The following is a 12,275-nucleotide window of genomic DNA, read 5'->3' as shown; positions in this document are numbered from 1 at the left end:
CGATCTGGGCCAAATCTCGGGGGAGCGGACCGCAGCCCTTTTGGGCACGCGACCGTTGTACACAACATTCGAGCTATGCGCGGCACGCACGCCACTGCAGGCGGACGACGCCTGTTGCGACATGCGATGTTCCAAGCGGCCCTTTTCACCAACCGACACGACTCGGTCCTGAAGGCTCTTGCTGATCGGCTTCTTGACGCCGGAAACCCACACAGGCCGGCTTCACGGTGGCCGCCCACAAGGTCGTCATAAAAGCATACGCCCTATGCAAAGCCTGCCAGGAAAAGGCAGATCAACCTGCCCAAGAAATGCAGCTGCCACCATGCCTATTGGCGATCGCCACAAGACCGCTCGGATCCGATCGACATTGCGAAGGCCTCGAAAGGTCCCAAGCTCAGGCGTCGCTCCAGACTGGTCCGCGGCACGTCGTTCGACAGCAGGCAGCGACCGGCGCCGACAAACTCAACGGGCAGGTCGAAATCCGTTTCTTCGGCGGTGAAGTTTGCGATCACCGCCACGCGAACGCCATCCAGCTCCCGCAGATAGGCGAAAACTGCGCCGTCATCCTTCGCGATGGGGCGGTATGTGCCGTGCACGATGACCTGCCAGTCCTTACGCAGAGCGACCAGGCGTTGGTAATACGCGAATATGCCATCCGCATCTGTGCGGTCGGCTTCGGCGTTGACCCTCTCATGGTTCGGATTGACCTCGATCCAAGGCGTGCCGTCAGTAAAGCCGGCCTTCGGTCCGGCATTCCATTGCATTGGCGTGCGCGCGTTGTCGCGGCCGTTCTCGTTGACGCCGGCGATGAAATCCTCGGGTGCGACGCCGCGCGCGATCTCTTCTGCGTAATGACCGAGCGTCTCGATGTCGCGGAACTGGTCGATGCGGGTGAAGGTGGCGTTGGTCATGCCGATCTCCTCGCCCTGGTATATGAAGGGAGTGCCCTTCAAAAGGTGGATCACGGTCGCCAGCATCTTCGCCGATTTCACCCGGTATGCGCCGTCATCGCCGTATTTCGACACCTGCCGCGGCAGGTCGTGGTTGCTGAGGAACAGCGAGTTCCAGCCATCCTCGGCCAGCGCTGCCTGCCAGTCGTTCAGCACCCGTTTGAAAGCGACCAGGTCGAAGGGTTTCGGCTTCCACTTGCCATGCACCGGATCCCAGCCCTCGACCACGTGATTGAACTGGAAAACCATGTCGAGCTCGTGCCGGTCGCGCCCGCAATAGAGCCGCGCGGTATCGGTGCTGACGGACCAGCTTTCCCCGATGGTGACAATGTCGCGGTCGGCCAGCGTTTCGCTGTGCATCTCCTGCAGGAACTGGTGCAAAAACGGGCCTTCTTCGAACAATCCGGCATCCACATCCTTGCCGATCAAGCTGATGACGTCCATGCGGAACCCGGCAATGCCCCGGTCGAACCACCAGTTCATCATATCATAAATCTCTTGCCGGAGAACCGGGTTTTGCCAGTTGAGGTCCGGCTGTTCAGGGCTGAAATGGCCCAGGTAGTACTTGCCCACCCCTGGCACGAAAGTCCACGCCGAGCCGCCGAACGCGGCCTGATGGTCGTTCGGTGGCCCACCGTCCGGCGCCGCATCGCGCCAGATGTAATATTCGTGTTCCGGCGCTTCGCGAGAGGTGCGCGCAGCGTGGAACCAGGGATGGTCCGAGGAGCTGTGATTCACCACAAGGTCCATGACGATGCCGATGCCGCGCGCCTTCGCCTCGGCCACCAGCCGGTCGAAATCCGCCATCGTTCCGAACTCGGGCGCGATGTCCCTGTAATCCGAGATGTCATAGCCGTTGTCGGCCATCGGCGAGCGGTAGACCGGTGAGAGCCAGATGAACCCGATTCCGAGGTCGCACAGGTGGTCGAGTTTGGAGATGATGCCCGGGATGTCGCCGATCCCGTCACCGTTCGAATCGCAAAAGCTGCGCGGGTAGATCTGGTAGCCGGTGGCCGACTGCCACCAGCGGGTGGGCTCTCTGAGTGTGTGGTTCATGTTGGTCTTCCGTTGGGTTGAAGTGCAGGCGGAACAAGTCGCGGGCCGGTCAGCCTGCTTTGAGGATGAGAGCGCCATGCGGAGCGATCTGGCCTGCATGCGCAGCGCCGTCGCCCTCATGGACGTAAGAGGACAGGACCACCTCGCCCGACACCGGGCAGGGCCTGGGGGTGTCGGTGAAGTTCAGGCAGACGTGGTAGCTGTCGCCATCGAGATGGCGCGCAAAGACGTAGACCCCGTCCTGGGCCGTTATGGTCTCATAGCTGCCAAGCGTCAGCGCGGGCGTCTTGCGGCGCAGGACGATCAGCGCACGGACATGGTTCAGCATCGACGCAGGGTCCGCGCGTTGTGCCGCCGCGTCCCCCTCCACCGGAACAAAGACCGGTAGCCAGGGTTGGCTGTTGCTGAAGCCGTGGGTCGGCCCCGGCTCCCAAGGCATCGGCGTACGCGCGGGGTCGCGGCCAAGGCCGAGCCCCGGCACCTGCTTTTCCCAGGGGTCCTGCACGGCCTCGGGGGGAATGACCGCGCTCTCCATCCCCAGCTCATCGCCCTGGTAGAGCGTCGGCGTCCCGCGCAAGGTCAGCAGCAGCGTCGCGGCAACGGCGGCCTGCGCGGGGCCGGCCCGGCTGGCGATGCGGGCACAGTCGTGGTTGCCCAGTACCCAGTTGCCCCAGGCCCCCTCTGGCAGTGCGGCCTCGTAGGCCTCGATGCGACGGACGATTTCCGGCAGCTCCCAGGGCGCGTCCTGCAGGGTAAAGTTGAACGGCAGCTGGAAGGCGTCGAAATCCGCGCCGTAATAGGCCATGACCTCTTTCAGCTCGCCATCCGTCTCGCCGATCAGCACACGGTCCGGGAATTCCTCGGTCACCTGCCGCATCATCCGCACATAGTCGAACCCGGCGGGCTGGTGCTTAGAATGCACCTTGAGAAAGCGCTGCGACGGGTTCATTTCGGCGCGCCAGGCGGGGTTGGGCGGATGGTCGCCCTTGTCGGGGTCGGGCGCGACGTGGGTGATGGCATCGACCCGGAAGCCATCGACCCCGCGCATGTACCAAAAGCGCATCGTGTCCAGCATCTCTGCCTGAACTTCGGGATTGCGCCAGTTCAGCGCGGGCTGTTCCGAAAGGAAGATGTTGAGGTAATACTGCCCCGTGCCCGCGTCCCAGGTCCAGGCGGAAGGGCCGAATTCGCTGATCCAGTTGGTTGGCGGACTGCCATCCGGTTTGGCGTCGCGCCAGATATACCAATCGCGTCTGGCGCTGGTCCGCGAGGATCGCGCCTCAACGAACCAGGGATGCTTTTCCGAGGTATGGCTGGGCACGAAATCGAGGATCAGTTTCAACCCGCGCCGATGGGTGGCGGCGACCAGGCGGTCGAAATCCTCCAGCGTGCCGAACATCGGGTCGATGCCGCGATAGTCCGAGATGTCATAGCCGAAATCGGTCATGGGGGAGGGGAAGATCGGCGAAATCCAGATCGCATCGATACCGAGGTCGACGAGGTAGTCAAGTCGGCTCTCGATGCCCCTCAAATCGCCGATTCCGTCGCCGTCGCTGTCCTGAAACGAGCGCGGATAGATCTGGTAGATGATGCCGGTTTTCCACCACTCCTGAGCGGTATTGGGGGCGGTTTGGATGGTTTGCTGATTCATCGCGTGTTGGTCCGTGATTGATGGCGCTCCGCCGGTCGCGCGGAGGCTGTATTGAGAACTGCCCGGGGGGCGGACAGGTGGCGTCAGTGCACACCAGCGGTGATGCGTTTCTTCGGGCGGTCGCGGTAAAGCAGCGACTGGCCGTCTTCGAAGATGTGCACCTTGGACGGATCGGCGGTCACCTTGACGTCGACGCCGCGCATGTTCTTGTGGATGCCGGGCAGCTTGGCGATCACCGCATCACGGCCTTCGACGTCCGGGTGAAAATAGAGGATGGTCACCTCTCCAAGCGCCTCGGTGATGGCGATCTTACCATGGTAGAGGAACGGCCCGCCGTCCGAGATCGCCACAAGGTCTTCGGGCCGCACGCCAATATTGACGGTCTTTCCCAGATCCTCGGGCAGGGTCGGCACGGTCGAGATCGCCTCGCCGCCGTCCTTGGTGCGGACATGGGTCTCTGCGCCGGTCTGGATGATTTCCCCGGGGATCAGATTCATCGCGGGGGAGCCGATGAACTTGGCGACAAACTCGTTTTCCGGCTTTTCGTACAGCTCCAGCGGAGTGCCCACCTGCGCGATGCCGCCGCCCGCCAGCACGACGATCCGGCTGGCCAGCGTCATCGCCTCGACCTGGTCATGGGTGACGTAGATCATGGTGCTGTCGGGCATGGATTCCTTGAGCTGGGCGATCTCGATCCGCGTCGCGACGCGCAGCGAGGCGTCGAGGTTCGAAAGCGGCTCGTCGAACAGGTACACCTTGGGGTCGCGCACGATAGAGCGCCCGATGGCCACTCGCTGCCGCTGCCCGCCCGAGAGCGCCTTGGGCAAGCGATCGAGCAGGGCGTCGAGCTGCAGGATCTTCGCGGCGCGCTCGACCCTTTCGTCGATCTCGGCCTTGGGCATTTTCGCGATTTTCAGGGCGAAACTCATGTTATCACGCACGCTCATGTGTGGATAGAGCGCGTAGGACTGGAACACCATGGCGATACCGCGCTGTGCCGGTGGGACCTCGTTGACGATCATGCCGTCGATGTCGAGTTCGCCGCCGGTGATCCGCTCCAGACCCGCGATCATGCGCAGAAGCGTGGACTTGCCGCAGCCCGAGGGGCCAACGAAGACGATCAACTCGCCGGTTTCGATCTCGAGGTCGATGTCCTTGAGCACCGTCACGGTGCCGCCATAGATCTTTTCGACGTTCTTTAGTGAGAGGTTGGCCATTTCGCTATCCTTTTTCGCTGTCCGGGGGCCGCATTGTCGCGGCCCGCGTCGGTATCACTTCACAGAGCCAGCCAGCAGGCCGCGCACCAGAAACCGTTGCAAGCTGAAGAAGACGCCCAGCGGCACTGCGATCGAGACGAAGGCCGCCGCCGCCAGGATGCCCCAGTCGCCGCCGCGCGAACCCAGCAGATCGTCGGCGATCTTGACCGTCATGACCTTGGCCTCGTCGGCCGAGGGCAGGAACACCTTGGCCACCAGCAGGTCGTTCCAGGTCCACAGGAACTGGAAGATCGCGAAGGAGGCCAGCGCGGGCAGCGACAGCGGCAGGATGATCTTGGTGAAGATCTGGAAATCCGTCGCCCCGTCCACCCGTGCGCATTCGATGATATCGCGCGGCAAGCCGGCCATGTAGTTGCGCAGCAGGTAGACGGCAAGCGGCATCCCGAAACCGGTATGTGCCAGCCAGATGCCCACGAAGCTCTGCCCCACGCCGATGTCGTTGTGCAGGTTCAGCACCGGTACCAGCGCCAGTTGGATCGGCACGACCAGCAACCCGACGATCCCGGCGATCAGCAGGCCGCGAATGGGGAACTCCATCCAGGCCAACGAATAGGCGGCAAAGGCAGCGACCAAGATCGGGATGAACGTCGCCGGCACGGCCACGATCAGCGTGTTGAGGAAGGCGCGGCCCATGTTGTCGCCTGACAGCACCGTCCGGTAGTTGTCCAGCGTCAGCTTGGGCGGGCTCTCAGCCGCGAAATACACCCGCTGGCCGCGACTGCCCGGCTTTTCCGGCGTAATCCAGACATAGGAGCCGTCGGCATTCACCGTCAGCGTCTCGCCATCGCCCAGATCGCCCGTGGTGCCCGCCGGATAGGTGGTGGGCTCTGCCCCGCGGGTGCCAAAGGCTGAGATGTCGCCGGGCGTGCCCGAGAAATACGACCGCGCCTCTTCGTCATCGAAGATGTTGCCCTCGACCCGGAAGAGGGGGCCGTCGGGGGTTGCCTCTGTGCCGGTGCGCGCCCGCGCTGTCAGTTCCACGGGCAGCATCGCCTGCCACCACCCGGTGGCCGAGATCTGGTCGCGGTCCCGGAACGACGAGACCAGCAGGCCGAACGTCGGAATGACCCAGATCAGGACCATGGCCGCCATAGCGATATTCTTGGCCCAGCTCAGCGCGGGCTTCTTTCCTGCAATGTTTTCCATGACCGGTCCTCCTACCGAAGTTCTTTTTGTGCCTGGCGGATGTTCGAGATCATCACCGGAAGGACGATGATCATGATGACAAGCGCCACCGAAGTCGCGCGGCCATCGTCGCGGAACATGAAACTCATCATGTAGCTGGGCAGGATCTCGGTGCCGAAATTGCCCCCGGTCATCGCATAGACGATGTCAAAGATTTTCAGCGACCCGACGGTGATCGTCGTCCAGACCACCACGATGGTGGAAAAGATCTGCGGCATCTTGATCCGGAAAAAGATCTGAAACGGGTTCGCCCCGTCCAGAATGGCGGCCTCGATGGTTTCCTCGGGGATGCCGCGCAGGGCGGCGGAGAGGATGACCATGGCGAAACCGGTCTGGATCCAGACCAGGATGAACATCAGGAAGAAGTTGTTCCAGAACGGGATCTGGATCACGTCGATTGGCCCGGCGCCGAACAGTCCCGCAAGCACCGCGTTGATCAGACCGATATCGCTGTCGACGGCATAGACGAACTTCCAGATCAGCGAGGCGCCGACAAAGCTGATCGCCATCGGCATGAAGATCAGCGATTTGGCGATGTTGCCCCATTTCAGCGTGTCGCTGAGCTGCGCCGCGATCAGGCCGGCGGTGACCGACACGACCGGCACAAAGAGCGCCCAGAGTGCGTTATTGAGGAAGGAGTGACGGAACTCGGGGGACTCGAACAGCGCCAAGTAGTTGCCGAGCGCGATGTACTCATCCCCCGAGCGGTTGAACAGCGACCGGTAGGCGGACCCCACGACCGGATAAGCTAGGTAGACCGTCAGAACCAGCAGGGCGGGGAAGATGAACAGCCAGGGTCGGATGATGTTCGCCCGGCGGATGTTGCTGGCGATGTTCGGCCCCTTGGCCGGGTACAGCACCTTGTCCAGCAGCAGGTTCGATGCGTAGAAGTAGCCTACGCAGCCCCCAACCCCCAGAATGATCGTCGCAAGTCCCTGAATAATGGGATTCATCGGTCCGCCCTCCCGTCGGTTCCGTTATTGGAAAGGCACCGCGAGCTTGTCGCGGCGCATGATGTTGGGGGATGCGCTTAGCGAATCGAGTCCCAGCGCGCCTGGATCGCGGCGGCTGCCTCATCGGCAGTCAGGCTGCCGGTGGTGTATTCCACCATCGCGTTCCAGAACGCGTCGGTGCCGATCTCGCCCGGCATCAGGTCCGAGCCGTCAAACCGGAAGGTCGTCGCGCTCAGCAGGATTTCGGCCAGCGCCCGCCCGGTGTCGTTGGCATAGGCGTCGAGGCTGACGCCCGTGTGCGGCGTCAGGGTCTTGCCCTGCGCGGCAGTCAGCGCGTGCGGCAGAGAGGTCTGGAGAAACGCCATGAAGGCGTGCGCGATCGGCTTGTCCTGCATGATCGTCGCCAGCCCGCCGGAGCCCAGAACCGGCCGACCCAGATCCTTGCCCTCATAGGCAGGGAAGTAGAAGAAATCGGCATCCTCGCCGATGACGATGCCATCGGGAAAGAATGTCGGAATGAACGACGCCTGGCGGTGCATCATGCATTTCGGCGGGAATTCGAATAGCCCGTCCGGGCTGTCGCGGAAATCGATGGTAGCCGCAGCGCTGGAACCGCCGTCCACATAGTCGTCGTTCCTCGCGAAATAGCCGTATTCCTCGATGGCTGCCACCACGCGCGGATCGTTGAAGGGGATCTCGTTCTTCACCCACTGGTCATAGACCTCGGGCGGTTGCGTGCGCAGTATGAAATCCTCGACCCAGTCGGTCGCGGGCCAGCCGGTGCCGGCGCCCGCGCCCAGCCCGAGGCAGAACGGTGTCAGCCCGTCGTCCACCATGGTATCGGTGAGCGTCTTCAACTCCTCCATGCTTTCGGGAATGTCATAGCCGTTTTCGTCAAAGGCTTCAGGCGAGTACCAGACCAATGATTTCACGTCGACGGCGTTGAAGATCCCGTAGACATGCGGCTTGCCGTCCGGACCGGTCGGGCTGGCCAGATCGGCCCAGGACTCTCCGGCTGCGAAGTTGTCGATGTACCATTGCTGCGTGTCCTCGGCGAGCGGCACAAGGTTGCCCTGCTTCGCAAGGTCGGCGGCAAGTCCCGGCTGCGGGAACAGCGCCACGTCCGGTGGGGTCCCGGCCTGCACGGCGATCACGATGTCCTGCTCGTAGCTGTCAGAGCCGGAGTATTTCACCTCGGCACCCGTAGCCTCGGCGAAATAGGCAAAGATCTCGCGCAGCAGATCGGCGTCTCGGCCGGTGCCCGCGCCGGCGATGTCCAGTGTCTGGCCCGAGAAATCATGGCTGTCGGCAAAGGCCTGGAACTCGGCCCAGTCGAAGGGCCCCTCTCCGATGGGAAAGCGCAGGTGCGAGTCCGCCGATGCCGCGCAGGCGAGCGATGCCGCGAGGATCGCGCTGGAGCAAAAGAGCGCAGTGCGGAATTTGGATGTCATGTGTCCTCCCTTTCAAGTTTGCCGCGCCGGAGCAGGTGCGCTGGCTCCGGGCGTATCGGCCTTGCGCCCCGGAGTGGTGTGCTCCGAAGCGCGTTTGCGAATCCATCTTATTCATTATCTTAACGTTAAGATCACAAATCGGAACGTTAAAATCAACGATAAAATTCCGAGACTCGCAAAAAGTCATTGACCTTCGCGGCGATTTCTATTTCTTCAGAAGCCGACTGGACGCGCGCAGAACCTCTCGATCCGTGCGCCGTTCGGCGGCGCGTTTTCGATTGGTGACAACGGCAAGGGACGGACTATTACGTGGCGACTTTGAAGGATATCGCAAAGCTCACCGGTCTTTCGGCGACCACCGTCAGCCGTGCCCTGCGCGGGTTCGACGATGTCACGCCATCGACCCGCGAGCGGGTCAAGGAGGTCGCACGGGAGCTGAACTACCGTCCGAACCACAGCGCACGAAAACTAGTGTCCGGACGGTCCGGCGTCGTCGGCCTTGTCCTCGACACACCGCCCGCTGGCTTCGAAGCGGCGCATTTCTTCGAAATAACCCACGCACTCACGCAGGCCATGGCAACTCGGGGACTCGATTTGTTCCTGCATATCTCGACCGACAAAGACCCTCTGAAGACCTACGACCGGCTGATCGGGCAAGGCATGATCGACGCATTCGTGCTGCTGTTCCCCCTGGCGGACGATCCGCGGATGGAGTTCCTGCGCAGCAAAGGCGTGCCGTTTGTCGTGCATGGCAAGCATGTCGAGGCGCCGGAGTACCCTTATTTCGATGTTGATACCGCGGATCTCACGAGGAAGGCGGTGGCGCATCTTGCCGAATACGGGCATCGGCGGATCGCGCTTTTGAATGGCAACGAAAGCTGGATGGTTTCGCGCGAACGCGCACAGGCCTTCAAGACCGCCCTGGCTGAGGCCGGCCTTGAGCCATTGCCGGACCTGATCCGCTACGGCGACACGTCTCAGCGCTTTGGACAGGACGCGGCGCGGACGCTGCTGGAATTGGCGGACCGACCAACCGGCTTCGTCTGCTGCAATTCACTCACGGCAATCGGCGCGCTTTCAGCGATCACGGAGGCGGGATTGATTGTCCCCGGGGACGTTTCCATCGTCGCACATGACGACCGCTTGCCCGGTGTAGACACCGCAAAGCTGGTCCCGCCGCTCACCGTGACCTGCGACGCGGTGCGCAACGCGGGAGAGCCGCTTGCGGAACTTTTGCAGCAGAGGTTGAAAGGCGTGGCGGCGGCGAATCTGCACAGGCTGGAAAAAGCCCGCTGGATTGATAGGAATTCGGTGGCACAGGTTCCTGTTTCGTAAAGGCCGACCCAAACATGCGATCACCGCGCATGTGGGCCGCCGCGCGTCGCAGATCTTGAACTTGTGAAGCGGAGGGGCCTCCCTCAGATCCAACTATTGGGTAGAGGTGACAGCATTGAAAGAGCGCTGTGTTGGGCGATTGGTGTCCGCAAATTGTAATCTTTGGTGTTGCTCAACTTGGCAGGCGCAGCGAATGACATGTGTGGATGGCTCCTGCATAGTAAGACATTTTTGAAGTGATTTGTGCATTTGTCAGAAGCAGTCATGTGTCCGGCCTGTTTGTGCGGTTTTGACCGCTGGCCCTGATGGGTTCCGCAAACCAAGTTCCTATCAGCTTAGCGGACTGTTACGCCCCTGCCATTCGGCGGAGTGTCTTGGTTTTGGCGGCAGACTTATGCACCATCATCTCGCAGGTCTTGCTAACGCGTCGTTCCTTTCCTCTCAGACTGCAGCGCGTGGGCTGTATGGCTCATTGCGGGTCAAAACAGCCCAGACGATCCTGGCCGTCTTGTTGGCCATGGCGACGGTCGCGACACGGGCGCGTTTGCGTTCGAGCAATGACGTCAACCATTTGCTGGCCCGCTCGGGGTGGGATCGTGTTTGTCGGACCAGTGAGGTCATGCCGACGACAAGCAGCTGCCGCAGGTATTGATCCCCCATCTTGGTGATCCGCCCAAGCTTCTCTTTGCCGCCGCTCGATTTGTTTGCGGGTGTCAGGCTCAGCCAGGCAGCAAACTCCCTGCCATTTCGGAACTGATGCCCGTCGCCAATGCTGGCAATAATCGCGGAAGCTGTTACCGCGCCGACACCGGGTATCGTGCGCAACAAACGAACACGCGCATCTTCTTTGGCGACCAGCTTTAGGCGTTCCTCATACCAGCAGATCCGTTTATGCAGCGACATAAGTTGTTCCGACAGATTGAGGATCACCTCGTTGGCGATCTCCGGCAGGTCGAGCACTTCACCAAGGGTGATGTCTTCGGCAAAGCTGATCACACGGGCCAAGCCTCTCGGAATGAAAATGCCGAACTCGGCAACCGTCCTCGCAAGCCGTTGATCAACTGCGTTCTTTGACGAACCAAAAGGTCGCGCGCCCAGTGATGGGCGCTGCTGCACGATTCCATGCCGACCAGGCAGGGATCCAGTTTTTCAAAGAACGATAGAAATTGCGCTCGTCGCAGCGGGCGGTTGAACACCACTTCTTCGCTTTCTGTAATACCGCGGACTTGGAAGACGTTCTTCGCCAGATCAACGCCGATTGTGGTAACTTGCATGGGGTGGCTCCTCTCATAAGCAGATTCTGACACCTGCACTATGGCGCATCGCGACGCCGGTTGGAGCAGGAGCCATCCACCCCATCACCTTCCCGCCCTCTTGCCTAGAGGCTCCGATGCTGCGGGCGCGAAGATCATGTCCCCTTTGGCTGATAAGAGGTCATCCGGTTGGTCGCGCCGAGGCCTGAAAGGTTAAGATTCGCGTGCCGCGCCGACGCAAGTCCGGTTTGAGCCCAGAGTCACACATGCTGCGTTGTGCGCGAGCGGCTGCTTTGGAGTTCACCCCGTAAAGGTGCAGTACGCTTTGACATATCGGTCATACAGTGCCGGGAACTTGCGCACCTTTTCTGATACGCCCGGCCCTTCCAGCGTGAAGATGAACTCTTCCCGATACTCATAGTAATGCGTAGAGCCACCCCCTCTCGGAGAGGGGTGGGTTTCTCTCGATGGCTCCCGCAGGATGGAGCGTTCTTGTCGTGCAAGAGTTGAGGGACGCATTGTAAAGCCAATAAGCCCAAATCCGATTTCTGGTGGTCCCGGATCGAGAACAGCGTAACCAAATTTCTCCCCTGGCCGGAGTTTGTTTTCATTGATCTCGGCATCGACCATATCAACCTGAACAGATGTCCACAGAACCCAGCCTTGTTCAGGTCTGTCTCGCCACCTGTAGGTTGTCATCTGACAGCCTTCTATCTCTACAGAATGCCGCTCATCTTTGAACGCGTTGGTCGCGGCGTCTTCTATCGCTGCTGCTAGCGACGATCGGCTTTCCGCGTGTAAGGGAAGGCCGAAGATTAGAAGGACCGCTATAAGGCAAGTTCTCATGTTAGTTCTCAGATTCAGATGCACCGTTTGGTTCCGTTTAGCCGAGGATGCGAGCTTACTCTATGGCGATTAGTCCGTAACGGTAGACCGGATGGTTGCTGGTCGCGAAACACTTCTCCGAAAAGGCCGGTGATACGCCCATTCTTTCGACCCGGAGTAGTTCCGGACAACGAACAGATTAGATACAGCAGACATTGGGTTGCTTGCGGCGAATTGGCGCTATGTCCCGCTCACCGGACCTTCGCCCCTCGAAAATGTTGCACGCTGCGCGAATGGCCGGTCTCGGGAAGCCGCAATGCGGCAACACGGGAGTCTGGC

At 61.2% G+C, this 12,275-nt stretch carries 8 protein-coding genes and 1 pseudogene; 1 reads left to right on the top strand and 8 read right to left on the bottom strand.

The features are described from left to right. Window positions 1–326 precede the first annotated feature (326 nt). The 6 genes from C8029_RS21510 to C8029_RS21485 all read right to left on the bottom strand — a co-directional run bounded on the left by C8029_RS21510 (window position 327) and on the right by C8029_RS21485 (window position 8,523). A complete protein-coding gene (locus tag C8029_RS21510) occupies window positions 327–2,006 on the bottom strand; it encodes a glycoside hydrolase family 13 protein (protein ID WP_009572940.1) in 1,680 nt (559 codons plus the stop codon). Window positions 2,007–2,055: 49 nt separating this feature from the next. Further along, entirely contained in the window at window positions 2,056–3,657 is a 1,602-nt protein-coding gene (locus C8029_RS21505; RefSeq protein ID WP_152003720.1) for an alpha-amylase family glycosyl hydrolase, read from the bottom strand. Between the two features lie 83 nt (window positions 3,658–3,740). Next, window positions 3,741–4,874, bottom strand: coding sequence for an ABC transporter ATP-binding protein (locus tag C8029_RS21500; protein WP_152003719.1), 1,134 nt, complete (start codon window positions 4,872–4,874; stop codon window positions 3,741–3,743). 54 nt (window positions 4,875–4,928) lie between these two features. Then, window positions 4,929–6,080, bottom strand: a complete 1,152-nt coding sequence (locus C8029_RS21495; RefSeq protein ID WP_152003718.1) for a carbohydrate ABC transporter permease — start codon at window positions 6,078–6,080, stop codon at window positions 4,929–4,931. 11 nt (window positions 6,081–6,091) lie between these two features. Continuing rightward, on the bottom strand, window positions 6,092–7,072 hold the full coding sequence (locus C8029_RS21490) for a carbohydrate ABC transporter permease (RefSeq protein WP_152003717.1): 981 nt from the start codon (window positions 7,070–7,072) through the stop codon (window positions 6,092–6,094). Window positions 7,073–7,149: 77 nt separating this feature from the next. Next, complete coding sequence (locus C8029_RS21485) at window positions 7,150–8,523, bottom strand: ABC transporter substrate-binding protein (RefSeq protein WP_152003716.1); 1,374 nt, start codon at window positions 8,521–8,523, stop codon at window positions 7,150–7,152. 309 nt (window positions 8,524–8,832) lie between these two features. On the opposite strand from C8029_RS21485, the gene C8029_RS21480 reads away from it, so the two are divergent. Further along, window positions 8,833–9,858, top strand: a complete 1,026-nt coding sequence (locus tag C8029_RS21480) for a LacI family DNA-binding transcriptional regulator (RefSeq protein WP_009574077.1) — start codon at window positions 8,833–8,835, stop codon at window positions 9,856–9,858. Window positions 9,859–10,299: 441 nt separating this feature from the next. Here the strand turns inward: C8029_RS21480 and C8029_RS21470 are convergent. Both C8029_RS21470 and C8029_RS21465 read right to left on the bottom strand, forming a co-directional pair. Continuing rightward, window positions 10,300–11,132 (bottom strand): annotated as a pseudogene (locus C8029_RS21470) (IS110 family RNA-guided transposase). A 279-nt stretch (window positions 11,133–11,411) separates the two neighbouring features. Further along, complete coding sequence (locus tag C8029_RS21465; protein ID WP_152003715.1) at window positions 11,412–11,810, bottom strand: hypothetical protein; 399 nt, start codon at window positions 11,808–11,810, stop codon at window positions 11,412–11,414. Window positions 11,811–12,275 lie beyond the last annotated feature (465 nt).

Origin of the sequence: Roseobacter sp. TSBP12 (assembly GCF_009129705.1) — a bacterium.
Classification (GTDB): Bacteria; Pseudomonadota; Alphaproteobacteria; order Rhodobacterales; family Rhodobacteraceae; genus Celeribacter; species Celeribacter baekdonensis_A.
Note: the sequence above shows the minus strand (reverse complement) of the source record. Positions and strands in the feature narration are given on the sequence as shown.

What these genes read in the sequence shown, in the direction of transcription:
- C8029_RS21510 (WP_009572940.1), bottom strand. Translation starts at nt 2,006, where the DNA reads ATGAACCACACACTCAGAGAGCCCACCCGCTGGTGGCAGTCGGCCACC.
- C8029_RS21505 (WP_152003720.1), bottom strand. Translation starts at nt 3,657, where the DNA reads ATGAATCAGCAAACCATCCAAACCGCCCCCAATACCGCTCAGGAGTGG.
- C8029_RS21500 (WP_152003719.1), bottom strand. Translation starts at nt 4,874, where the DNA reads ATGGCCAACCTCTCACTAAAGAACGTCGAAAAGATCTATGGCGGCACC.
- C8029_RS21495 (WP_152003718.1), bottom strand. Translation starts at nt 6,080, where the DNA reads ATGGAAAACATTGCAGGAAAGAAGCCCGCGCTGAGCTGGGCCAAGAAT.
- C8029_RS21490 (WP_152003717.1), bottom strand. Translation starts at nt 7,072, where the DNA reads ATGAATCCCATTATTCAGGGACTTGCGACGATCATTCTGGGGGTTGGG.
- C8029_RS21485 (WP_152003716.1), bottom strand. Translation starts at nt 8,523, where the DNA reads ATGACATCCAAATTCCGCACTGCGCTCTTTTGCTCCAGCGCGATCCTC.
- C8029_RS21465 (WP_152003715.1), bottom strand. Translation starts at nt 11,810, where the DNA reads ATGACAACCTACAGGTGGCGAGACAGACCTGAACAAGGCTGGGTTCTG.